Origin of the sequence: Aeromonas sp. PrichA-15 (assembly GCF_017939245.1) — a bacterium.
Lineage (GTDB): Bacteria > Pseudomonadota > Gammaproteobacteria > Enterobacterales > Aeromonadaceae > Aeromonas > Aeromonas caviae.
Genome location: NZ_JAGKRH010000127.1, coordinates 1 through 23,425, shown reverse-complemented (window position 1 = coordinate 23,425; position 23,425 = coordinate 1). Strand labels below are relative to the sequence as shown.

The window sequence follows — 23,425 nt, the reverse complement described above, 5'->3', positions numbered from 1 at the left end:
TACCCGATGCACACGAGTGTGCTGGAAGGGGTGAACAACAAGATCAAAGTGATAAAGCGCATGGCATATGGATTTAGGGACTCAGAATACTTTTTTCTGAAAATCAAGGCGGCCTTCCCCGGAAAGCCGCGATGAACCAATAAAAAGGCGCCCGAGGGCGCCTTTTTGCTGGCAGGTGCTGCGCCTCAGTGGCGCAGACCGGTGCCGCGGGAGATGAGCCACCAGGCCATCCCGTACAGCACCAGGATGAAGCCGATGATGATGAGATAGGCGGTGCCGAGGGGCACGTCGGAGATCCCGAGGAAGCCGTAGCGGAACGCGTTCACCATGTAGATGATGGGATTCACCTGGGAAACCCCCTGCCAGAACGGCGGCAGCAGGGTGATGGAGTAGAAGACGCCCCCCAGATAGGTCAGGGGAGTCAGGATGAAGGTCGGGATGATGCTGATGTCATCAAACGACTTCGCGAACACCGCGTTGATGAGCCCCCCCAGGGAGAAGAGGATGGAGGTGAGCAGCACGGTCACGCAGACGCTGAACAGGTGATGGATCTGCAGCGGCACGAAGAACAGCGACACCAGGGTGACGATGAGGCCGACACAGAGGCCGCGCGCCACACCACCGCCCACATACCCCGCGATGATGATGTAGTTGGGCACCGGCGCCACCAGCAGCTCCTCCACGTTGCGCTGGAACTTGGCGCTGTAGAAGGAGGAGGCGACGTTGGAGTAGGAGTTGGTGATGACCGACATCATGATGAGGCCGGGTACGATGAACTCCATGTAGCTGAAGCCCCCCATGTCGCCGATGCGCGAGCCGATGAGGTTGCCGAAGATGACGAAGTAGAGGCTCATGGTGATGGCGGGCGGCACCAGGGTCTGGATCCAGATCCGGGTGAAGCGGCTCACTTCCTTGGCCAGAATGCTCTTGAAGGCGATGTAATAGGTCATGGGGTTCATGCTTTGCGACCCTCCTCTACCAGATTGACGAACAGCTCTTCCAGCCGGTTCGCCTTGTTGCGCATGCTGAGCACCTTCACCCCCTGGGCGGAGAGCTGCTCGAACAGGCTGTTGAGGGACTGGCTCTTCTCCAGCTCCACTTCCAGGGTGTTCTCATCCTGCATCCGGCCGTTGAACTCGGGCAGGGCCGGTACAATGGAGCCCGGCACCAGATCCAGCAGGAAGGTCTCGCGACCCAGCTTGCCGAGCAGGCTCTTCATGCTGGTGTTCTCGATGAGACGGCCCTTGTCGATGATGCCGATGTTGCGGCACAGCATCTCGGCCTCTTCCAGGTAGTGGGTGGTCAGGATGATGGTCACCCCCTGCTCGTTGAGATCCTTGAGGAAACTCCACATGGAACGGCGGATCTCGATGTCCACCCCCGCGGTCGGCTCATCCAGGATCAGCAGCTTGGGCTCATGCATCAGGGCGCGGGCGATCATCAACCGTCGCTTCATGCCACCGGAGAGAGTGCGGGCCGCCATATCGCGCTTGTCCCAGAGATCGAGCTGGCGCAGGTACTTCTCGGCGCGCACCTTGGCCTCGGCCCGCGGCACTCCATAGAAACCGGCCTGGTGAGTCACTATCTGGCTCACCTTCTCGAACTGGCTGAAGTTGAACTCCTGGGGCACCAGGCCGAGCTGGGACTTGGCCAGCTCCAGATCGGTATCGATGTCATGACCGAATACCTTCACCTTGCCGGCACTCTTGTTGACCAGTGAGCTGATCACGCCGATGGTGGTGGATTTGCCCGCCCCGTTGGGACCGAGCAGGGCGAAGAAATCCCCCTGTTTGACGGTGAGATCGATGCCCTTGAGGGCTTCGACGCCCCCCTGATAGGTCTTCTTCAGACCGCTGATTTCCAATGCGTTCATTGCAACCCCTGTGATGGATGAGCCCATCTCGAGACAGAAAAGGCGGCTGTGACGCCGCCTGAAGACAGTCGATGGCGGGCCGGCCAGCCTGCCTTGCTACTTCGGACCCGGCTTACTCTTGCGGTACCACCTTGCCGATGAAAGGCAGGTTACGGTACTTCTGGGCGTAGTCAATGCCACAGCCCACCACGAACTCGTCCGGGATGGAGAAGCCAAGCCAGTCCACCGGCACCTGAACCTCGCGGCGGGACGGTTTGTCCAGCAGGGTGCAGATGGCCAGGGATTTCGGCTCGCGCAGGGAGAGGATCTCGCGCACCTTGTTGAGGGTGTAACCGGTGTCGATGATGTCCTCGACGATCACCACGTCCTTGCCTTTGATGTCGTCATCCAGATCCTTGAGGATGCGCACGTCACGGGTGCTGTGCATGCCGGAGCCATAGCTGGAGGCAGTCATAAAGTCCAGGGTGATGGGCAACTGGCACTGACGGCAGAGATCCGCCAGGAAGACGCAGGAGCCGCGCAACAGGCCGATCATGACCACTTCCTCGGAGCCCTGGTAACGGGCGGTAATCTCTTCACCCAGCGTGGCGATCCGGGCTGCAACCTCGGCCTCGGGAATCATCACCTCGACAATGTGTTTCATCACATACTCCAATAATGACCAAAGGGTTATTGGCCGTTCATTAACGTCAAAACCGAGGATTCTACCACTCCAACCAGTGGGCGTCAGGCATACGTGATGCTTTTATCGGCTTATTTTAATTGATAGAGTTAGCAAGCCTTCGGGCATTATCGGTGACAATACTATAAACACCATAATCAATAACTATTAGATGAAAAAACTATGGAACCACGCGCAGAAATAAGACGTCGAACCCGGCTTTCGCCGGAGGCTCGCCGTGATCAATTGATGGAGTGTGCCGTCGAGGTATTTTCCCGTCGCGGCATCGGCCGTGCGGGGCATGCCGAAATAGCCGAACAGGCAAAGGTCTCGGTTGCGACCGTTTTTAACTATTTCAATACTCGTGAAGATCTGGTCGACGAAGTGCTAACAGAAATCGAAGCCTTCGTACAGCAGATCCTCGAACAGGCCTACAACGGTCAGGGCTCCGCCAGGGAGAGCATTCACCGCCACGTGAAGCTGTTCGTTGACGCCGCCTATAACAAGCCCGATCACGCCAGCATCTGGCTGGAGTGGAGCTCCTCGGTGCGGGAAGAAGTGTGGCCTCGCTACACCCGGCTGCTGGACAAGGCGCTGGAGCGCATTGCCCCCCACCTGCAACGGGCCATCGACAACGGCGAGATTCAGAGCGTGCTGTCGGCGCAGGATCTGGCCCGCTCCCTGACCGGTTTTGGCTATGTGATGATGCAGATGATCAATCAGCCGCAGCGTCCGAGCCGGGAAGAGGTGACGGATTTCCTGTTCAAGTACGTGACGGCCCCCATCCAGGCCAGCTGACTCGTGCAGATATTGACAACGCGGCGCCGGGCTTTACAGCCCGGCGCCGCTTTTTTGTCCGCTCCCCGCCGTATCAGTGGTTTGCATAACCCCAGCGACTGGTCAACTCATGCTCGACACCCAGGTGGTCGAGGATGCGGGCGACCATGAAGTCCACCAGATCTTCGATGCTTTTGGGTTCATGGTAGAACCCTGGCGCCGCCGGCATGATGGTCACGCCAAGACGGGCAAGCTTGAGCATGTTCTCCAGATGGATCGCCGAGAAGGGGCTCTCCCGGGGCACCAGAATCAGCTGGCCCCGCTCCTTGATCACCACGTCCGCCGCCCGCTCCAGCAGGTTGTCCGAGGTGCCGTTGGCAATGGCAGAGACGGTGCCCATGGAGCAGGGGCAGACCACCATCTGTTTGGGGGCCGCCGAGCCGGAAGCCACCGGCGAGAACCACTCCTCCTTGCCGCAGGCGACGATCTGACCCTCTTTGGCACCATATTGGCGACAGAGGTACGCCGACAGCTCCCTGGGGGAGCCCGGCCAATCCTGCTGCTGCTCGGTCTTGAGCACAACCCTGGCCGCCGAGGAGGCGAGCAGGAAGACCCGATAGTCCGCCTGCACCAGGCATTCCAGCAGGCGCAGGGCATAGGGAGCGCCGGAGGCGCCGGTCAGCGCCAGGGTGATGGCCTTGTTCATGATGCGCTCTGCAGCTCCTTGAGGCGGGCGATCAGCTTGTCGTGAATGCCGCCAAACCCGCCGTTGCTCATGATCAGAATATGATCTCCTGGGCGGCTCTCGGCCACCAGGGCGCCAATCAGGGCATCAAGGCCCTCGAATACCCGGGCAGGCCGGGTCATGTGGGCCGTCACCTCCCCCAGATCCCAGCCGATGTTGGGGGGCTGGAAGAAGAACACCTCGTCGGCACCGTCGAAGCAACCGGCCAGCTCCTCCTTGTGAACCCCGAGCTTCATGGTGTTGGAGCGGGGCTCCAGCACCGCCAGGATGCGAGCCTTGCCCACCTTGGCGCGCAGGCCGCCCAGGGTGGTCTCGATGGCGGTGGGGTGGTGGGCGAAGTCATCGTAGACGCTGATGCCGGCCACTTCCCCTTTCAGCTCCATGCGCCGCTTGGGGGACTTGAACTGGCAGAGGGCGTTGATCCCGTGCTCCACCATGACACCGGCATGACGGGCGGCGGCGATGGCCATCAGACCGTTGTTGATGTTGTGCTCGCCGATGCACTCCCAGTGCACCTCCCCCTGTTTCACGCCATCCAGCCACACCTCGAAGGCGGAGCCGTCATCGGCCAGCTTCACCGCCTTCCACTTGGCGTCGTCCTGGCCCACCAGCTCCACCTCGCTCCAGCAGCCCATCTCGCGCACGGCGGTAAGGTTGTCATCGCCTTTGGGGAAGAGCACCCGGCCGTTGCTCGGCACGATGCGCATCAGGTGGTGGAACTGGCGCTGGATGGCGGCGAGATCCGGGAAGATGTCAGCGTGGTCGAACTCCAGGTTGTTCATCACCAGGGTGCGCGGGTGGTAGTGGACAAACTTGGATCGCTTGTCGAAGAAGGCGCAGTCATATTCGTCCGCTTCAATCACAAAGAAGGGAGCCGAGCCGAGACGGGCGGAAACCGGGAAGTTGCCCGGCACGCCGCCGATGAGGAAACCGGGTTCCAGCTTGGCATACTCCAGCACCCAGGCCAGCATGCTGGCGGTGGTGGTCTTGCCATGGGTGCCCGCGACGGCCAGCACCCAGCGATCCTTCAGCACATGCTCCAGCAGCCACTGAGGGCCGGAGATGTAGGGCAGATTGCGGTCCAGCACATATTCCACACAGGGGTTGCCACGGCTCATGGCGTTGCCGATCACCACCAGATCCGGCGCAGGATCGAGCTGGGAGGGGTCGTAGCCTTCGGTCAGTTCGATGCCCTGTTGCTCGAGCTGGGTGCTCATGGGGGGATAGACGTTGGCGTCGGAGCCGGTCACCCGATAGCCAAGCTGTTTTGCCAACACCGCCAGACCACCCATGAAGGTGCCGCAGATCCCGAGAATGTGAATGTGCATACCGCTGCCTTTTCCAGTAAAGGGAGTGCGCATTCTAGGGTCTGTTGACCCGGTGGCACAAGCCGCGCCCATGGGGAGCGAAGGCATCGGCGCCCGCAGACGACAGAAATCGGGCAAGCGTGGGGAAAAGCCACCCTCCACCACGCCACCCGGCCCTTGAAATATGGTCATTTGACGGGACATCGCTATAATGTCGGCCTGCAAACTTGACTCCAACACTCAAAGGAAACGTCATGAGCCTGAACCTGGTACCGGCCGGCAAGAGCCTGCCTGACGACATCTACGTCATCATCGAAATCCCGCAGAACGCCGACCCGATCAAATACGAAGTCGACAAGGACAGCGGCGCCATCTTCGTTGACCGTTTCATGTCCACCCCGATGTTCTACCCGTGCAACTACGGTTACGTGAACGCCACCCTGTCCCTGGACGGGGATCCGGTCGACGTGCTGGTTCCGACTCCCTACCCGCTGCTGGCCGGCTCCGTCATCCGTTGCCGCCCGGTCGGTGTGCTGAAGATGACCGACGAATCAGGCGAAGACGCCAAGATCGTGGCCGTTCCCCACTCCAAGCTGACCAAGCAGTACGATCACATCCAGGATGTGAACGATCTGCCCGAGTTGCTGAAAGCCCAGATCCAGCACTTCTTCGAGCGCTACAAAGAGCTGGAAGCGGGCAAGTGGGTCAAGGTGGAAGGTTGGGGCGACAAGGCCGCTGCCGAAGCCGAGATCAAGACCTCTGCCGAGCGTTACGCTGCAAAATAAGCGTATCCCTCGCAAAAAAAGGCGCCTTATGGCGCCTTTTTTATGGGTCGTTGCGGGGACGCTCCGGGGGGATCCCCCTGGATATAGAGGTCGCGCCCGTTTTGCCGATAGGGGCGGTAATAGTCATCACCGCAGCGATATTCCTGACCGGCACCTCCCACCAGATCGCAGTTGACCGGCAGCACCTCCAGCCACTTGATGGCCTGCTGGAAGCGCAGCCACTCCTGCCATTCATGCTCCCGGGCCAGCTGATCCCGCAGGGCGAAGGTATCCGCGCTGGACAATCCCTGATTGACGATGACCTGCCCCGCCAGCGCCGGCGTGGCCACCAATATCAGCAGAAACCGTGAAACAAGCTTCATGATGATTTCCCCCATGACTTATTTCCTGAATTAAATTTAAAGTCAGATCAGATAATTACCAATATATCTGTCACCAGACCAATCCAAATGCCGGTCACTCACCTAGTTGTTTATTATCAACCCAGGCGGAGGCGCACCATGAAACTGGCACAAGGCTTTCTGTGCAGTCTGCTCTTCGGCACCATGGCGCAGGCCAGCGAGATCAACCTGAGCTGGCAGTGGCAATCTGCGGATGGTCAGCAAAAGCACCTGCAATTGACGGCGGATGAGCGTACCTTTTCAGCCAGCCGTCACGAGATGACACAGCTCGACACCGCCCTCAACTTCCCGCTGGAAACACTCTACTCCTACATCAGTCCGCGCCTCTACAACAGCATCAACCAGATCAACCAGCACAGCCCGGAGACGGCCACCAAGTTCCGCAACCTGGAACAGGCCTTTACCCTGCACGACAGCAGCCTCGAATCCGCCCAGTTCTGGCAGGCCTACCGGCAATATCAGGAGGACGCCTTCTACGAGATGCGGGTCCAGCCCTGCGTTCACCCGGCCAATCAGAAGCTGCCCTGTGTGCGCCCCAACTACTCCCAGCTGTTCTATCAGTTCAAGGGAGACCTCAAACCCCTGGCACAGCAGTTTTCGGCCAAGGATCTCGCCACCAGCGTCACTCTGCTGCAGGAGTGGCTGAGCGGCATCCCCACCCCGCCCGAGCAGATGGACCACTTCGCTCCGCCCTTGCAGGCCCTGCAGGACAACAAGGCCGACAGCGACGAGAAGGCGCTGCTCATGGCCAGTCTGCTGGCGGAGCTGGCGCCCCAGTACAGTCTCAGCATCATCTATCCGAACATCAGCATCGGCAGCGTCTCGCCGGCCTGGCTCGCCATCACGGCCGACAGCGGCCTTGAGGGAGACACCCTGGTGATCGGCAATCAGCGCCACGTGCTGCTCACCGGTTCTCCCCTGCTGGCCCAGCAGATGACGATGGCCCAGATTCCCTTGATCAACGAACCGCTCTACTAGCCTCTTCTGACCATCACTTGCTTTTGATGGATGACATGCCATCCTTGCCGCCGTCATTGGGGGGATGGCGCCCATGTTGACAAGATCACCGTCGCACCCTGCATTATTTAACACTTTTTAAACAGATCCGATCAGTTTAGGATGTTCAGGGTCCCATTCCCTCGACCCAAAAATCGTTATAACATCACAAAGGAGTGTCATCCGGATGAAACATCTCGTGCTTACTCTGGCGCTGCTGCCAACCCTGGTCTTGGCCCACAACATCAAGGAATCAACCCAGGTGCCGCTGGTCAACATCAGCGACAAGGGGGAGCTGGTGCTCAAGGAGAAGGAGATCAGCTATCAGCCCTGGCAGAGCAAGGTCCTGACCGGCAAGGTCTTCCTGATCCAGCACATCGCGGGTCGCTCCAGCGCCAAGGAGCTCAATGCCCCCATGATCGAGGCGATCAAGACGGCCAAGCTGCCCCACGACAAGTACCAGACCGTCACCATCATCAACAGCAATGACGCCATCTGGGGCACATCCGGTTTCGTGAAGAGCAGTGCCGAGGACAGCAAGAAAGAGTTCCCCTGGTCCGCCATGGTGCTGGATGCCAAGGGGATGGCCCGCAACGCCTGGGCGCTCACGCCGGAAAGTTCGGCCATCATACTGCTGGATAAAGAGGGCAAGGTGCTGTTTGCCAAAGATGGCCAGCTCGATGCCACCGAGATAACCAAGGTGATGGGGCTCATCCAGTCCCATCTCTGAATCAGAGAGAAGGACGCTGATGGCGCCCTTTCCACAAGGGTCTATGGGTCGTTCCACACTGACAATCTGGGTGTTGCTGCTGGGCTGGTTGTGGATGCAACCGGCTCTGGCACAGCACCCTCTTGAAGCTGCCCTGCCCGATCACGGTCATGCCTGCACCTTCTGCGTCCTGCATCTGGATGGCAAGCTGGCACTGACGCCGACCCCCGTTCTCCCTTCCCTCTCCTTTGGCATCGACCGGTATATCGGCACTCCCCAACCGAGGGCGGCCACCGGCACCACGGGACATCGCCGTATCCGCGCCCCGCCGCCCCTTCATTGTTTCTTTTTTTGAACCAATCTTTTCTCTATTTATTCAAAAGGATTAACGATGAAAGCAATCACCCTGTTGCTGGCCGCTGCCGCCTTCGGCGCCCAGGCCAATCACGACGAACACGAAAGCCACAGCCACGCTGCCCATGAGCACGGTCACGGCCACCTCAACCTGGTACTCGACGGCAACCAGCTGATGATCGAGTTGCAGGCCCCTGCCGCCGATCTGGTGGGCTTCGAGCATGCCGCCAACACCGATGAGGAGAAAGCGCAGTATGCCAAGGCGGTGGCCCGCCTCCAGCAGCCCGACGCCCTCTTCCGTTTCGACCCGGCCGCCGGCTGCAAGCTGACCCAGCAGGAGCTGCAGGCCGCCAAGGAAGATCATGATCATGACCATGAGCACAAGCACGAGCACGAGCACGAGCACGAGCACGACAAGGCTGATGGCGCTCACGATGAACACCATCACGACGACGCGGGCCATGCGGACATGGGAGCCATGTACACCTATACCTGCGCTACCCCGGCCAAACTCACCGGTCTCGAGGCCACCCTGTTCAGCCTCTACCCGAGCCTGGAGAAGCTGAGCGTGCAGGGCATACTGCCCACCGGCCAGACCGCCGCCGAACTGACTCCGTCCGCCAACAAACTGGGCTGGTAACACCATGAAACATGCCGTGGTTGAGATCCGTGATCTGGCCTTTGCCTGGCCGGGTCACGAAGCCGTCCTCGATCTGCCCGCCCTTCGCATCCACGAGGGTGAGCGCGTCTTCATCAAGGGCCCATCGGGTTGTGGCAAGTCCACCCTGCTCGGGTTGCTGGCCGGTATCCAGACCGCCAACCACGGCACCCTGGAGGTGCTGGGCCAGCCCCTGGCCCGGCTTTCCGGCCGCGCCCGTGACCAGTTCCGGGCGGCCAATCTGGGGTACATCTTCCAGCAGTTCAATCTGCTGCCGTTTCTCTCGGTGCAGGACAACGTCACCGCTGCCCTCACCTTTTCACCCGTCAAGCGGGCCCGCCTGACAGGGAGCCCCGAGCAGGAGGCGCGCCGCCTGCTGGCAGAACTGCAACTGCCGGATGAGGCACTCCATCGCCCCGTCCACGCCCTCAGCATCGGCCAGCAGCAGCGAGTCGCCGCCGCCCGCGCCCTGATAGGCTCCCCTCCTCTGGTGATCGCCGACGAGCCCACCTCGGCCCTGGACACCGACAACCGGGCCGCCTTCATCCGGCTGCTGTTCGAGGAGTGCGACAAGCAGGGGTCTACCCTGGTCTTCGTCAGTCACGATCCCTATCTGGAGCCCCTCTTCCCCCGGGTGGAGAACCTGCAACAGCTCAACCGGAGGGCGGCATGACCACACGCCATCATCTCGCAGCCCGTCCGGCCATCTCCCCTTCACTGCGGAGGCTCTCATGCTGAAACTCGCCCTGCAAAGTCTCTGGGCCCGTCGCCTCACTGCCGGGCTCACCCTGCTGGCCGTCGCCATCAGCGTCACCCTGCTGCTCGGGGTGGAGCGGGTGCGCAGTCAGGCACGGGACAGCTTCGCCAACACAGTCTCCGGCACCGATCTCATCGTCGGTGCCCGCTCCGGCCAGGTGAACCTGCTGCTCTATTCGGTGTTTCGCATCGGCAACCCCACCAACAACGTGGGCTGGGACTCCTACCAGGCCATCAAGGCCAGGCCCGGTATCGCCTGGACCATCCCCCTCTCCCTTGGCGACTCCCACAAGGGGTTTCGCGTGCTCGGCACCAACGGGGACTACTTCACCCACCTGAAGTACGGCCAGCAGCAGGCGCTCGTCCTGCGCGAAGGTCGCCCCTTCGAAACACCGTTTGAAGCGGTGCTGGGTGCCCAGGTGGCCGAAAAGCTCGGCTATCACCTGGATCAATCCATCGTCATCGCCCATGGCGCCGGCAACACCTCGTTCAGCCAGCACGACAACATGCCGTTCAAGGTGGTGGGGATCCTGGCCCCCACCGGCACCCCCATCGATCGCACCATCCATGTGCCGCTGGCGGGCATAGAGGCGATCCATCTGGGCTGGGACACCGGTCGTCACAGCAAGAACGTGACCCCGGAACAGGCGATGGCGCTGGATCTCACCCCCAAGACCATCACCGCCTTCATGGTGGGGCTGAGCAACCGGATCCTGGCGTTCCAGTTGCAGCGCAGCGTCAACACCTATCCCAAAGAGCCCCTGATGGCCATCCTGCCGGGAGCCGCCCTGCAGGAGCTTTGGGGGCTGATGAGCGTGGCGGAGACCGCCCTGTCGGTGATCGCGGGCTTCGTGGTGGTGGCGGGCCTCATCGGCATGCTGACCACCCTGCTCGCCGGCCTCAACGAGCGGCGCCGCGAGCTCGCCATTCTGCGCTCCCTGGGGGCGGGCCCTGCCCACCTCTTCCTGCTGCTGGCGCTGGAGGCGATGGCGCTCACCACGGCGGGCATCGCCCTCGGGGTGGCCGCGCTCTATCTCGGTCAGGGGCTTGCTAGCCCCTGGCTGCTCAGCCACTATGGCCTGCAAATGAGCCTGGGTCTGCCGAGCGCCTATGAGTGGCAACTGCTGGGCCTGGTCTGGCTGGCGGGCATGGTGATCGGGCTGCTGCCTGCCGCCCGCGCTTACCGCTACAGCCTGAGCGACGGCATGAGCATTCGCGTCTGACCCGACGCATCCGACCAAGAGAGAAGAACAGATGATGAAGTGGAAAATAGTGGCGCTGCTGGCCAGCCTGCTGGTGCTACCTGCCATGGCTGCAGATTACAAGACCATCGACTGGGATATCCTCATCCCGGAGGGGGAAAAACTGCTGCCACCGCCCCAGGTCAGCCATGATGGCGACTTCTCCTCGGTGCCGCAGCCGGTGGGGGGCGTCAACAAGAAGCTGGACAATCAGGAGGTGCGGATCCCCGGGTTCGTGGTGCCCCTGGAAGGGGATGCCAAGACCATCACCGCCTTCCTGCTGGTCCCCTACTTCGGCGCCTGCATTCACGTGCCGCCCCCGCCCACCAACCAGGTGATCTACGTGAGCTACCCCAAAGGGGCGCCGGTGGATGACCTCTGGGACGCCATCTGGGTCAAGGGCAAGATGCACACCGTCAGCTCCAGCCACGAGATGGCCACCGCCTCCTACTCCATGGACGCGGTCGAGGTCAGCGTCTACGAAGAGTGAGCCCCTGATGGCCTCCCCCGGGAGGCCATTTTTTTTATCCCGTGACGACCCCGGCAAAGGGATTGTTCATGGATCTGGTTGGAGTAACATTCACTACCAGACCTTGCCATCACGGAGCCAGCATGGCTGACCTGCCCCCCAAAAAAGAGAGTTCCATCCTGAGCAGCCAGGAGCAGACCCTGCGCCTGGCCCGCAGCCGCGGCATCGATGGCATGCTCACCCGCAACAGCGACAGCACCTTCGAGCAGCGCGCCACCTTCCGCCAGTTGGCGGAGCAGGCCACCCGCCAGCGCAATCTGGAATCCATCATGGTGATGGCCGCGCGCCACTGCGAAGAGACCGCCGCCGGCGGCGAGATAGACAGCGACTGGCTCACCCGCTTCCTGCAACTGGCCGAAGACATCAGCATGACCCCCATGCAGCAGTTGTGGGGCCGCATCTTCGCCCTGGAAGTCGCCACCCCGGGCCGCTTCTCCATCCGGGCCCTCAACACCCTCAAGGAGATGACCCAGCGCGAAGCCCAGCTGTTCCAGCGCATCTGCGCCCTCTCCTGCCACTACGAGGGCAGCGACGAGCAGCGCCTGCTGCTGGGTATGCACAAGGGGGCCAGCCTGCTCAGTCGCGCCAAGGTCACCCGGATGGGGCTCGGCAAATACCGGGTGCCCTACAGCGCCCTGCTGCTGCTGTGCGATCTCGGGCTGCTGCACCGTGGCGAGCTCGAATCCGGCCCCCTGCCCGCCGACGGGGTCGAGCTGGCCTTTGGCAACCAGCGCTGGCGTCTGCGCCAACGCCAGAGCAACCTCACCCTGCTCTATTACCGGCTCACCCCCATCGGCAACGAGCTTGCCCTGCTGCTGGACGAGCCCCCCCTGGAGGAGTACCTGCAGGATCTGAAGACCCTGCTCTCCACCCACCTGCAGATAGAGACTCAGATGCCGGCCCCGGTCAGCGAGCCGGATCTGCCCGCCTGAGGCTGGCGGAGGCCCCGGCCCCGCCTTGCCAAATTGCGAAACCCGCCCTGCCATTGCCAAAACGGCTCCCAAAAAGCGAATCCTGACGGCAGGGGCGGACGCGAGCCCGGGCCATGTTCCCCCCACTACGGGTTTTGAGCACAAAAGAGACATATAGAGCGCAATTTAAGCGGTTTTGGGCACTCTGGTGTACGAATTGCAACCAGACTCTCTTTCCTCTGTCAGGCAGGAAGTACCATGAGAGTCAATCAACCCGTTACCCAGCGTGAGCGCCTCTACCCGTTGCACCAGAACCTGATCTCCACCACGGATCTGGAGAGCCGCATCACCTATGCCAACGACGAGTTCTGCCAGATAGCCGGCTTCACCCTGGAGGAGCGGCAAGGGGCACCCCACAACCTGGTCCGCCACCCCGACATGCCGCCCCAGGCGTTTGCCGACATGTGGCGCCATCTGCGGGAAGGCAAAAGCTGGATGGGCCCGGTCAAGAACCGCTGCAAGAACGGGGATCACTACTGGGTCAACGCCTTCGTCACCCCCATTCAGGACGCAAGCGGCAAGGTGGTGGAGTACCAGTCGGTGCGCACGGCGCCGGACGACGCGATCAAGCAGCGTGCGGAGCGGGTCTATGAAGAAATGCGCCGCGGCAAGACCCCCCGGGCCCTGCGCCTGCCTCCCTGCTGCCACACCCTGGGGATCCACCTCTGCCTGATGGCGTTGCTGGCCAGTCTGGTCACCCTCGGCTATCAGCACGGCCCGGGCTGGCCTCTGCTCATCGGCGCCCTGCCCCTGGTGGTTGCGCTCGTCATCTGCCAGACCCTCTCCCGGCGCCTCGCCCGGCTGGAGACCCTGGCCCGCCACCGTTTCGACAACCCCTTGATGCAACTGCTGTATACCGGCCGGGTCGATCGCCTAGCTGCCGTCGAACTCGCCATGAAGATGAACCAGGCCGAGTTCAATGCGGTGCTGGCCCGCACCCAGCAGACCTGCCAGCAGATCGTGCAGGCGGCGCAGACGGATCTGAACAATGCCGAGTCCATCACCGGCAACCTGCAGCAACAGCAGGCCCAGACCAACCAGGTCGCGACCGCCATCACCGAGATGACGGCGTCCATTCGCGAGGTCTCCCACAGCTCGAGCGCCTCCTCGGACAGCCTGGACAACACCGCCGTGCTGTTTCGGGAGGGCAATCGCAGCGTGCTCGATACCGTGGCGGCGGTGGAAGGGGTTCACGGCGAGCTGCTCACCTCCCGCGCCGTGATAGAGGTGCTGGCCAGCCAGTGCCGCGCCATCGACGGCATCCTGGACGTCATCAACAACATCGCCAACCAGACCAACCTGCTGGCCCTCAATGCGGCCATCGAGGCGGCCCGGGCGGGCGAGTCCGGTCGCGACTTCTCGGTGGTGGCGGACGAAATCCGCACCCTGGCCATCAAGACCCAATCCTCCACCGGCGAGATCCAGCAGATGATAAGCCTCTTGCAGGCCAGCGCCGACGATGCCCAGCAGGCCATGGCGCAAGGGGAACAGCTCTCCGCCAGTTGCCGCCTCAAGGCCGCCGCCACTGGCGATATCCTGCAACAGATCAGCGAACGCCTGTTGCAGGTGACCGCAGGCAGCAACCAGATAGCCCAGGCGGTGCAGGAGCAGTCCCTGGTCACCCAGGACATCCACCACAGCGTGCTGGACATCAAGCGTCTGGCCGACGACTCCAGCCAGGGCAGCCGCCACGCCGTGCAGGGCATCATTGCCCTCGTGAAGCAGCTCGGGGATCTGGAGCGGCTGGTACGCCAGTTCCAGCAGCATCCCGCCACCCGGCCAACCAGCACCGCCCTGACCAGCGGCCAACCTCTGCTGGCCCGCTAAGCCTTCACGGAGCAAACCAGACCCAAAGACCGTGCGCTAACAATAAAAACGGGCCCCTGCCGTCACCGGCAGCGGGCCCCTCTTTTGGGTGGTGCATGGGCGTCTGAGCGGGTTTCAAATTCGAGTCCTCGACTGAACCCGCGGGTCTTTCGCCCCCTCCCAACCACCTGCTCGCCCTTGCCAGGCCGACCCTCTCGGCTGCACCGCATGACCCTCGGCAGGGCAATGACCTCACTCCCCCATCCATACACCGTGAATATTGGGCGTTAGGCCTTGAGCGTTGAGCGGGAAGCGGGAAGCGGGAAGCGGGAAGCGGGAAGCGGGAAAGCGGGAAAGCGGGAAAGCGGGAAAGCGGGAAAGCGGGAAAGCGGGAAAGCGGGAAAGCGTTGCACCTTGAGAGCCTTCTTATCCAATCTGACGCAGGCCCCGCTGCCCCCCCCAATTTATTGATCTTACCCGAGAAATCGCCCGATCCCTCTTCCCTAAGGAAGGTGCGAATAAGTCATATGGCACGAGAGCATTTACTGGTAACCCATTGATATTAAATGACTAAAATTTTCATTTTTTGTTCGTGGGATACTTGTTCGCACTTTCCCTAGGGTATTGCTTACAATCAATAAACAAGGGGCTACACCCTCTTGTTTATTGATATTCAGCACGGACAATCAACCTTACTCGCTCAACCCCCGCTGCCTCAGGGCGGTCAGCAGCTCATCCACCAACACCTCGACCGGCTTGCCGGAGTTAAGCAGATGAATTTCCGGCTGCTCCGGCGCCTCGTAGGCGGAGTCGATACCGGTAAAATTCGTGATCTCCCCGGCCCGCGCCTTTTTGTAGAGCCCCTTGGGGTCGCGCTCTTCGCACACGCTAAGGGGCGCATCGACAAACACCTCGACAAACTCCCCTTCACCCACGAGATTGCGCACCAGCTCCCGCTCGGCACGAAACGGCGAGATAAAGGCGGTGAGCACGATAAGGCCCGCATCCACCATCAGTTTTGCCACTTCGCCGACCCGGCGGATATTCTCCTGACGGGCGGCGTCATCGAAGCCCAGATCGCCGCACAGGCCGTGGCGCACATTGTCCCCATCCAGCAGATAGGTGTGCTTGCCCGAGGCCGCCAGCGCCTGCTCCAAGGCTCCCGCGAGGGTGGACTTGCCCGCCCCGGAGAGGCCGGTGAACCAGATCACCAGCGGCTTCTGTCCCTTCTGCTCGGCCCGGCTCTGTTTGTCGACGGCATGGGCATGCCACACGATATTGCTCATCCAAAACTCCTTGCTTGGCGCTCGCGCCTCAATGCTGAAACGGTCTGGCTCCTTGAGCTCAGCCTCTGGCCACTCGCCACTGACGGGGGCCATGGTCGTCGTGTATTCCTATTCCCTGCAAGGCACCTGGCCCCCAGTTGCGCCGCCTTAAAACGGAAACAGCAGGGGCACCATGACGATCACCCCGAGGCTGTAAGCCAGGGAGACCGGCAGTGCCAGCTTGAGGTAGTCCGGCATCTTGTAGTTGCCCGCCGCATAGACCATCAGGTTGGTCTGGTAGCCGTAGGGCAGGATAAAGCTGGAGCTCGCCCCGAACAGCACCGCCAGAATGAACGGCATGGTCGAGACATCCATGCTGAGCGCCAGCTGGTAACCCATGGGGAAGGCCAGGGCCGCAGCGGCGTTGTTGCTCATCAGTTCGGTCAGCACCAGGGTAAACAGGTAGATGCTGATAAAGGCGATGATGGGGCTGGCGCCGTTGAACTCCCCCATCAGCCAGTCGGCGATGAGCTTGGCCAGGCCGCTTTTTTCCAGCTGATCGGCGATAGCCAGCGCCCCGCCCACCACCAGCCAGATATCCAGCGGAAAGCGGCGGCGGATCTCGTCCAGGGTCAGGATGCGGGAGAAGAGCAGCACCACCAACATCACCAGCAAGCCCTTGAACAGCGGCACCAGATCGAGCACCGACAGGGTCAGCACCCCAAGGAACCCCGCCACCACGGCGGCGCTGCGCGTGGCATCGAGCCGGGTGGAGGCCTCCAGCCCGCTCACCACCACGAACTCCCGGGAGAGGGACTTGTTGCCCGCAAACTTGGGGCCGGGGGCCAGCAGCAAGGTGTCCCCTGCGTGCAGTTCAATCTGGCCGAGGCCGCCGGTGAGCTGGGTCTCGCCCCGGCGCACCGCCAGCACCACCGCATCGAAGTGGGTACGAAACTCCGCATCCTTGATGGTCTGACCCACCAGGCGCGAGCTGTGGCTGACGATCACCTCCACCAGGTGCTGGCCGTTGAGGCGATGCTGGCCGTAGAGATCCAGCCCCTTGAGCTCCTGCAACACGCCGACGCTCTCCACGTCGCCACAGAACAGCAGCATGTCCCCCTCGTGCAGCTCGTGTTCCGGCTGCACGGGGCAGATCACCTGGTTGCCCCGGATGATCTCGGCGAGATAAAGGCTTTTCAGGCTGCGCAGGCCGTTCTCCTTGACGCTGCGCCCGGCCATCGGCGAGCCGGGGCCCACCTTGGCTTCGAGAAAATAGCCGGATTCCCGGCTCATCTCGGTGTCCTGCTCCGGCAGGTGGCGGGCAAACAGCAGCACGGCCACCAGGCCGGTCAGCAGAGTCCCCGCCCCCACCATGAAGAAGTCGAACATGCCGAGCGGCTTGGCCCCCATCTTGATGAGGAAGCTGTTGACGATGAGGTTGGTGGAGGTGCCGATCAGGGTCAGCACGCCGCCAAAGGTCGCCGCGAAGCACATGGGCAACAGCAGCCGGGAGGGCGCATGGTTGGGGTTGCGTTTGACCGCCCCCAGCATGGACGCCACCACGGCGGTGTTGTTGACGAACGCCGACAGGAAGGCGGTGGAAAACCACACCTTCACCAGCACCTTGTTGAAGGAGCCGGTGCCCACCAGATTGGCAAACCAGCTCATGACCCGGGTCTTCTCCACCGCGAGCGACACCAGCAGCAGCAACACCAGGGTCAGCAGGGCACTGTTGGTGTAGCCCGCCACCACGGCGTTGATGTCCGCCAGGCCGCTCAGGTAGGTGATGAGCACGGCGCCCGAGAAGAGCAGCGCCGGCCGGAGTTTGCCCTGGATCAGCAGGGCGACGAGGGCAGCCAGCAGACCCAGCACCAGGGATTGTTGCCAGGTCATGGGCTTACTCCTTGCCGGAATCGTTGCTGATGGTCAGCGCCTGCCAGTGGGGGAAGTGCTTGCGCACCAGGGCGTTGAGCTCCACTTCGAACTCGCTGTATTGCCCTGCCATCACCTTGGCCGCCAGCCCTTCCACTATCATGCCGGCACCGACGGTGACGTTGGTCAGCCGGTCGATGAGGATGAAGCTGCCGGTGTCGCGGATCTCCTTGTAGGGGTCGAACGCCACCGGGTCGGTCAGGCTGAATTCGCACAGGCCGATCTCGTTGAGCTTGAGCTCGGAGGCGGGCAGCTCGTCGAGCTTGTTGATCTCGATGCGGTGGCGGATGGCCTCCACCTGGCCGCGGCTCTTCTTGGTGGCAAGCTTGACGTCATAGACCCGGCCCGGTTGCAGGGACTCTTCCCCCATCCAGACGATGTGAGCCAGCACGTTCTGGGTCACCTGGGGCTTTTTCGCCGCATCCACCAGCAGGTCGCCCCGGCTGATGTCGATCTCGTCCGCGAAGGTGACCGTGATGGCCTGACCCGGCAGGGCGTACTCCAGATCCCCGTCGAAGGTGACGATGCGGGTCACCGTGCTCTCTTTGCCGGACGGCAGCACGGCAAGCTTGTCGCCCACCCGCAGGATGCCGGAGGCGAGCGTGCCAGCGAAGCCGCGAAAATCGAGGTTGGGGCGGTTCACGTACTGCACCGGCAGGCGCACCGGGTGACGCTCCAGCTCGCGCTCCACTTCGGCAGACTCCAGCAAGGAGAGCAGGGTCTCGCCCTGATACCAGGCCAGCTTGTCGCTCGGGTTCACCACGTTGTCACCGTCCAGGGCCGAGACCGGCACGATGTGGATGGTGTCGACGCTGAGCTTCTTGGAGAATTCGCGGTACTCCAAGCTGATGCGCTCGAACACCTCCTGGCTGAACTCCACCAGGTCCATCTTGTTCACTGCCACCACGAACTGCTTGATGCCGAGCAGGCTCGCGATAAAGCTGTGGCGGCGGGTCTGATCCAGCACCCCTTTGCGGGCGTCGATCAGGATGATGGCCAGATCGCAGGTGGAGGCGCCGGTGGCCATGTTGCGGGTGTACTGCTCATGGCCCGGGGTGTCCGAGATGATGAATTTGCGCTTGGCGGTGGAGAAATAGCGATAGGCCACGTCGATGGTGATGCCCTGCTCGCGCTCCGCCTGCAGGCCGTCCACCAGCAGGGCCAGGTCCAGCTTCTCGCCGGTGGTGCCGAGCTTCTGGCTGTCGGACTCCAGTGCCTTCAGTTGATCTTCATAGATCTGCTGGGAGTCGTGCAGCAGGCGGCCGATGAGGGTGCTCTTGCCGTCGTCCACGCTGCCGCAGGTGAGAAAACGCAGCAGGCTCTTGTGCTGCTGGGCGTGCAGGTAGGCTTCAATGCCCTGTTCGCTGATGGCGGTCTGAATGTGGTTGTTCATGTTGCGATTCCTTAGAACATTTTTTTAGAAATAGCCCTGACGCTTCTTCTGCTCCATGGAGCCTGCCTGATCGTGGTCGATGAGCCGCCCTTGCCGCTCGCTCGAGGTGGTGATCAGCATCTCTTCGATGATCTCCGGCAGGGTGGTGGCATTGGATTCGATGGCCCCGGTCAGCGGGTAGCAGCCGAGGGTACGGAAGCGCACCAGCTCCTGCTTCACTTCGTCTTCCGGGCCGATGGGCATGCGATCGTCATCCACCATGATCTTGATGCCGCCGCGATCCACCACGGGGCGCATGGCCGCGAAGTAGAGCGGGACTATGTCGATGTTCTCGAGATAGATGTATTGCCAGATGTCCAGCTCGGTCCAGTTGGAGAGCGGGAAGACACGGATGCTCTCCCCCTTGTTGACCTGGCTGTTGTAGACGCGCCACAGCTCCGGGCGCTGGTTCTTCGGATCCCAGCGGTGGGACTTGTCGCGGAAGGAGTAGACACGCTCCTTGGCACGGGATTTCTCCTCGTCGCGACGGGCACCACCGAAGGCGGCATCGAAGCCGTATTTGTTGAGCGCCTGCTTGAGCCCCTCGGTCTTCATGATGTCGGTGTGCTTGCTGCTGCCGTGCACGAAGGGGTTGATGTCCATGGCCAGACCGTCCGGGTTCTTGTGGACGATGAGATCCAGCCCGAACTTTTTGGCGGTCTCGTCCCGGAACTTGATCATCTCCTTGAACTTCCAGTTGGTGTCCACGTGCAGCAGGGGGAAGGGGATCTTGCCCGGATAGAAGGCCTTGCGGGCCAGGTGCAGCATGACGGAGGAGTCCTTGCCGATGGAGTACATCATCACCGGGTTTTCAAATTCGGCGGCCACCTCGCGGATGATATGGATGCTCTCGGCTTCCAGTTGCTGCAGGTGAGTCAGTCGCTCGCGGGTGACACCTGCACGGATGCTCTGTGCATCGGATGGCTGCAGTTGGGTCAGTCTTTCACGGTCCATGTCTGGGTCCTCGGTTCATTGCTATCGCACCTGCTCGGGGCGCGGTGTTGGTTCAGTTCGGTGCCGCCTTGGCCGCACCGTCAAATCGATTCGGGTCTCGCCTCTCAGGCCAGGCTCACCAGCTTGAGCTCGTGGCCGCTTTTTGCTTCCTGCCCTTGCCCCTGTTCGCCAAACCAGGCGAGTTGCTGGCGCAGGGCCACCACTTCACCGATGACGATAAGCGACGGGCTCACCGCCTGCTGGGCCAGCTCGGCCAGATCCGCCAAGGTGCCGGTCAGCACCCGCTGACGGGCCGTGGTGCCCCGCTCGATGATGGCGATGGGGGTGGCGGCGCGTCGGCCATGGCTCACCAGTTGCTGCTGGATATGCTCGGAGCGCATCAGCCCCATGTAGATGACCAGGGTCTGGTTGGTGGCCGCAAGCTGCTGCCAGTCGGGCTCCTTGCCCTCCTTCTGGCAGTGGCCGGTGATGAAGACGGCGCTCTGGGCATGGTCGCGGTGGGTGAGCGGAATCCCCGCATAGGCGGTGGCACCGGCGGCGGCGGTGATGCCGGGCACCACGGAGAAGGGAATGCCCTCCTCTGCCAGCACTTCCAGCTCCTCGCCACCACGGCCGAACATGAAGGGATCCCCCCCCTTGAGGCGCACCACCCGGTTGCCCGCTTTGGCATATTCCACCAAGAGGCGGTTGGTCTCTTCCTGGGGCACGCTATGGGCCCCCGCCTTCTTGCCGACCGACACCAGGGTGGCGTCGCGGCGCACCAGGTCCAGGATCTCGGGGGAGACCAGCTGGTCATAGAGCACCACTTCGGCCTGCTGGATCTGTTGCAGCGCCTTGAGGGTCAGCAGGCCAGGATCCCCCGGGCCCGCCCCCACCAGCACCACTTCGCCCACTTCGGTACGGGCTTTGTCCAGTCCCTCGTTCAGCCACTGCTCGGCACCCTGCCAATCGGCTTTCTCAATCAGACCGGCCAGGGTGTTGGAGGCAAAGGCGCGCTCCCAGAAGCGGCGGCGATCGGAGAGGGAGGCCAGCACCTGCTTGGCCCGGCGGCGCACCCGGCCGGAGAGCTCCGCCAGACCGCCAAGATGGCGGGGCAGCAGGCTCTCGAGCCGCTCGCGCAACAGGCGCACCAGCACGGGGGCCTTGCCGCCGCTGGAGACGGCCACCACGATGGGGCTGCGATCGATGATGGAGGGGAAGATAAAGCTGGAGCGCTCGGGGTCATCCACCAGGTTGACGAACAGACCGCGCTCGGTGGCGCTCTGGCAGACCAGGGCATTGACCTCGAGATCGTCGGTCGCGGCCACCACCAGGATCTGCCCTGCCAGGTGGGCCGGGTCGAAACGCGCCACCACATGGGTGAAGCGACCGGCAAATTCATGGAACTCGGGCTCGAGCGCGGGAGAGACCAGGGTGATCCGGGCACCTGCCGCCAGCAGCAGGCGCGCCTTGCGCAGGGCAACCTCACCCCCGCCCACCAGCAGTACCGGGCGGCCTTCCAACCTGGCAAACATAGGTAAATAATCCATCAGGGCCCGCTCCTCGGCATCGCGACATCTGGGGCGACTATAGGCAGGAGCGCTTATCCCTCAAAATAATAAAAAATGCTCTTTAATGCGTTTTGGTAATTAGTAAAGCCGTGTGGCGGCAATAGAGAAGCGAATCTGCTTGTGGTGGATGGCACCAGACCCTAGGCTAGTGAAAGTGTTTCATAAGGAGCTTAATCATGAATGAGTCATTGATTGTATTGGGGATCTTCATATTCCTGGTACTCGCCACCCTGAGTGCCGGCATCAAGATAGTGCCCCAGGGTTACAACTGGACCGTGGAGCGCTTCGGCCGCTACACCCGCACCCTCTCCCCGGGCCTCAACCTGCTGATCCCCTACATCGACCGCATCGGTCACAAGATCATCATGATGGAGCAGGTGCTGGACATCCCGGCCCAGGAGGTGATCTCCCGGGACAACGCCAACGTCACCATCGACGCCATCAGCTTCGTGCAGGTGGTGGATGCCCGCAAGGCGGGCTACGAGGTCAATGATCTCACCAGTGCCATCCGCAATCTCACCATGACCAACATGCGGACCGTGCTCGGCGCCATGGAGCTGGACGAAATGCTCTCCCAGCGCGACACCATCAACGAGAAGCTGCTGCGCACCATGGATGCCGCCACCGCCCCCTGGGGCATCAAGGTGACCCGGATCGAGATCAAGGATGTGCGCCCGCCCCTCGCCCTGGTGGAAGCCATGAACGCCCAGATGAAGGCCGAGCGCCAGAAGCGGGCCGAGGTGCTGGAGGCCGAAGGGGTGCGCCAGTCCAAGATCTTGAAGGCCGAGGGGGAGAAGCAGTCCCAGATCCTGAAAGCCGAGGGTGAACGTCAGGCCGCCTTCCTCGCCGCTGAAGCGCGGGAGCGGGCCGCCGAGGCGGAAGCCAAGGCGACCCACATGGTCTCCCAGGCGATCGCCGAGGGCGACATGCAGGCCATCAACTACTTCGTGGCCCAGAAATACACCGAGGCCCTGGCCCGCATCGGTGAAGGCCCCAACAGCAAGATCATCATGATGCCCCTGGAAGCGGGCAGCCTGATAGGCTCGGTGGCGGGCATGGCCGAGCTGTTCAACAAAGACGGCAAGGCGGGCAAATCATGACAGCCCTGTTCGAGGGGCTGACCCACTGGCACTGGCTGGGGCTCGGCTTCGTGCTGCTGGCCATCGAGGTGATGGGGTCGGTGGGCTTCCTGCTCTGGACCGGCATCGCCGCCCTGGAGGTGGGACTCTTGCTGCTGGTCTGGCCCTTCGGCTGGCAGGCGCAGTTGCTGCTCTTCGCCCTGCAATCCCTGCTCACCACCTGGGCCTGGTGGCGCTGGCAGCATCGCCGGGATCGCTCCGGGCTGGATGCCGCCGCTCCCATCAACGAGCGGATGCAAAGCTACATGGGCCGCGAGCTGACCCTGCTGGACGAGGTCAGCCAGGGGATGAGCCGGGTGCATCTGGACGACACCGTCTGGACGGTGCGCTGCAACGCGCCGCTGCCGGCCGGCAGCCGGGTCAAGGTGGTGGGGGCCGACTCCCACATCCTGCTGGTGGAACCCCTCGGCTGACCGGGCAACGCCCTTCCATGGCCATAAAAAAAGGTTCTTCGCGGGATCTTGGGGAAGTGGAAGTTGACAGACAGGGTGCTGGTAAACTGGCTGTCTCCAAACACACCACCACCATCACCCTGCTGTCGCCGTGCATCATATTGATATTGCCTCCTTCTGGCCAGGTTATAC

Annotated in this window: 25 protein-coding genes; 14 read left to right on the top strand and 11 right to left on the bottom strand. The window is 62.2% G+C overall.

Annotated elements, in window-relative coordinates; all coding sequences use genetic code 11:
- On the top strand, positions 1-135 hold a 135-nt coding region (locus J9889_RS15465; protein WP_210538105.1), incomplete at its 5' end, for a transposase.
- A gap of 50 nt (positions 136-185) precedes the next feature.
- On the opposite strand, the gene J9889_RS15460 is transcribed toward J9889_RS15465, so the two are convergent.
- The 3 genes from J9889_RS15460 to hpt all read right to left on the bottom strand — a co-directional run bounded on the left by J9889_RS15460 (position 186) and on the right by hpt (position 2,516).
- A complete protein-coding gene (locus tag J9889_RS15460) occupies positions 186-959 on the bottom strand; it encodes an ABC transporter permease (RefSeq protein WP_010675577.1) in 774 nt (257 codons plus the stop codon).
- The gene (locus J9889_RS15455; protein WP_010675578.1) at positions 956-1,873 is read right to left on the bottom strand and encodes an ABC transporter ATP-binding protein; all 918 of its coding nucleotides are present in this window, start codon (positions 1,871-1,873) and stop codon (positions 956-958) included. Before J9889_RS15455 ends, J9889_RS15460 begins: the two co-directional genes overlap by 4 nt.
- Positions 1,874-1,985: 112 nt before the next feature.
- On the bottom strand, positions 1,986-2,516 hold the full coding sequence (hpt, locus tag J9889_RS15450) for a hypoxanthine phosphoribosyltransferase (protein WP_010675579.1): 531 nt from the start codon (positions 2,514-2,516) through the stop codon (positions 1,986-1,988).
- A 201-nt stretch (positions 2,517-2,717) separates the two neighbouring features.
- On the opposite strand from hpt, the gene J9889_RS15445 reads away from it, so the two are divergent.
- Positions 2,718-3,332: a TetR/AcrR family transcriptional regulator gene (locus tag J9889_RS15445; RefSeq protein WP_210557269.1), complete on the top strand. Its 615-nt coding sequence runs from the start codon at positions 2,718-2,720 to the stop codon at positions 3,330-3,332.
- A 73-nt stretch (positions 3,333-3,405) separates the two neighbouring features.
- Here J9889_RS15445 and J9889_RS15440 read toward each other — a convergent pair whose 3' ends face one another.
- Both J9889_RS15440 and mpl read right to left on the bottom strand, forming a co-directional pair.
- The gene (locus J9889_RS15440; protein WP_042016310.1) at positions 3,406-4,017 is read right to left on the bottom strand and encodes a flavin prenyltransferase UbiX; all 612 of its coding nucleotides are present in this window, start codon (positions 4,015-4,017) and stop codon (positions 3,406-3,408) included.
- Positions 4,014-5,384: a UDP-N-acetylmuramate:L-alanyl-gamma-D-glutamyl-meso-diaminopimelate ligase gene (mpl, locus tag J9889_RS15435; RefSeq protein WP_210557267.1), complete on the bottom strand. Its 1,371-nt coding sequence runs from the start codon at positions 5,382-5,384 to the stop codon at positions 4,014-4,016. The genes J9889_RS15440 and mpl overlap by 4 nt, the downstream gene beginning before the upstream one ends.
- A gap of 233 nt (positions 5,385-5,617) precedes the next feature.
- On the opposite strand from mpl, the gene ppa reads away from it, so the two are divergent.
- Complete coding sequence (ppa, locus tag J9889_RS15430) at positions 5,618-6,148, top strand: inorganic diphosphatase (RefSeq protein ID WP_005335667.1); 531 nt, start codon at positions 5,618-5,620, stop codon at positions 6,146-6,148.
- A gap of 26 nt (positions 6,149-6,174) precedes the next feature.
- Here the strand turns inward: ppa and J9889_RS15425 are convergent, their stop codons facing one another.
- Positions 6,175-6,525: a hypothetical protein gene (locus tag J9889_RS15425; protein ID WP_010675583.1), complete on the bottom strand. Its 351-nt coding sequence runs from the start codon at positions 6,523-6,525 to the stop codon at positions 6,175-6,177.
- 123 nt (positions 6,526-6,648) lie between these two features.
- Here J9889_RS15425 and J9889_RS15420 point away from each other — a divergent pair, with 123 nt between their 5' ends.
- The 9 genes from J9889_RS15420 to J9889_RS15380 all read left to right on the top strand — a co-directional run bounded on the left by J9889_RS15420 (position 6,649) and on the right by J9889_RS15380 (position 14,590).
- Positions 6,649-7,527, top strand: a complete 879-nt coding sequence (locus J9889_RS15420) for a hypothetical protein (protein WP_210557265.1) — start codon at positions 6,649-6,651, stop codon at positions 7,525-7,527.
- Positions 7,528-7,732: 205 nt separating this feature from the next.
- A complete protein-coding gene (locus J9889_RS15415) occupies positions 7,733-8,275 on the top strand; it encodes a YtfJ family protein (RefSeq protein WP_210557263.1) in 543 nt (180 codons plus the stop codon).
- 43 nt (positions 8,276-8,318) lie between these two features.
- On the top strand, positions 8,319-8,609 hold the full coding sequence (locus tag J9889_RS15410) for a hypothetical protein (RefSeq protein ID WP_109112833.1): 291 nt from the start codon (positions 8,319-8,321) through the stop codon (positions 8,607-8,609).
- A gap of 36 nt (positions 8,610-8,645) precedes the next feature.
- Positions 8,646-9,248, top strand: coding sequence for a DUF2796 domain-containing protein (locus J9889_RS15405; protein WP_210557261.1), 603 nt, complete (start codon positions 8,646-8,648; stop codon positions 9,246-9,248).
- A gap of 4 nt (positions 9,249-9,252) precedes the next feature.
- The gene (locus J9889_RS15400) at positions 9,253-9,939 is read left to right on the top strand and encodes an ABC transporter ATP-binding protein (RefSeq protein ID WP_210557260.1); all 687 of its coding nucleotides are present in this window, start codon (positions 9,253-9,255) and stop codon (positions 9,937-9,939) included.
- Between the two features lie 58 nt (positions 9,940-9,997).
- Positions 9,998-11,245 carry an ABC transporter permease gene (locus J9889_RS15395; protein WP_201922676.1) on the top strand — a complete coding sequence of 416 codons (1,248 nt, stop codon included), beginning with the start codon at positions 9,998-10,000 and terminating at the stop codon, positions 11,243-11,245.
- Between the two features lie 31 nt (positions 11,246-11,276).
- A complete protein-coding gene (locus J9889_RS15390; protein ID WP_010675589.1) occupies positions 11,277-11,753 on the top strand; it encodes a DUF3299 domain-containing protein in 477 nt (158 codons plus the stop codon).
- 122 nt (positions 11,754-11,875) lie between these two features.
- Positions 11,876-12,724 (top strand): TIGR03899 family protein, encoded by an 849-nt coding sequence (locus tag J9889_RS15385; protein WP_042016317.1) that lies wholly within the window; start codon positions 11,876-11,878, stop codon positions 12,722-12,724.
- Positions 12,725-12,961: 237 nt separating this feature from the next.
- Positions 12,962-14,590: a PAS domain-containing methyl-accepting chemotaxis protein gene (locus J9889_RS15380; protein WP_210557257.1), complete on the top strand. Its 1,629-nt coding sequence runs from the start codon at positions 12,962-12,964 to the stop codon at positions 14,588-14,590.
- A gap of 671 nt (positions 14,591-15,261) precedes the next feature.
- Here J9889_RS15380 and cysC read toward each other — a convergent pair.
- The 5 genes from cysC to cysG all read right to left on the bottom strand — a co-directional run bounded on the left by cysC (position 15,262) and on the right by cysG (position 21,681).
- Positions 15,262-15,855 carry an adenylyl-sulfate kinase gene (gene cysC, locus J9889_RS15375; RefSeq protein WP_210557254.1) on the bottom strand — a complete coding sequence of 198 codons (594 nt, stop codon included), beginning with the start codon at positions 15,853-15,855 and terminating at the stop codon, positions 15,262-15,264.
- A gap of 147 nt (positions 15,856-16,002) precedes the next feature.
- Positions 16,003-17,727 (bottom strand): SLC13 family permease, encoded by a 1,725-nt coding sequence (locus J9889_RS15370; RefSeq protein WP_210557253.1) that lies wholly within the window; start codon positions 17,725-17,727, stop codon positions 16,003-16,005.
- A gap of 4 nt (positions 17,728-17,731) precedes the next feature.
- On the bottom strand, positions 17,732-19,159 hold the full coding sequence (gene cysN, locus J9889_RS15365) for a sulfate adenylyltransferase subunit CysN (protein WP_210557250.1): 1,428 nt from the start codon (positions 19,157-19,159) through the stop codon (positions 17,732-17,734).
- 24 nt (positions 19,160-19,183) lie between these two features.
- Entirely contained in the window at positions 19,184-20,152 is a 969-nt protein-coding gene (cysD, locus tag J9889_RS15360; RefSeq protein WP_052224733.1) for a sulfate adenylyltransferase subunit CysD, read from the bottom strand.
- Positions 20,153-20,256: 104 nt separating this feature from the next.
- Positions 20,257-21,681, bottom strand: coding sequence for a siroheme synthase CysG (gene cysG, locus J9889_RS15355; RefSeq protein ID WP_210557248.1), 1,425 nt, complete (start codon positions 21,679-21,681; stop codon positions 20,257-20,259).
- Between the two features lie 197 nt (positions 21,682-21,878).
- On the opposite strand from cysG, the gene J9889_RS15350 reads away from it, so the two are divergent.
- The gene (locus tag J9889_RS15350) at positions 21,879-22,802 is read left to right on the top strand and encodes an SPFH domain-containing protein (RefSeq protein WP_029314806.1); all 924 of its coding nucleotides are present in this window, start codon (positions 21,879-21,881) and stop codon (positions 22,800-22,802) included.
- The gene (locus J9889_RS15345; RefSeq protein ID WP_010675601.1) at positions 22,799-23,254 is read left to right on the top strand and encodes an NfeD family protein; all 456 of its coding nucleotides are present in this window, start codon (positions 22,799-22,801) and stop codon (positions 23,252-23,254) included. Before J9889_RS15350 ends, J9889_RS15345 begins: the two co-directional genes overlap by 4 nt.
- The last annotated feature ends 171 nt before the right edge of the window (positions 23,255-23,425 follow it).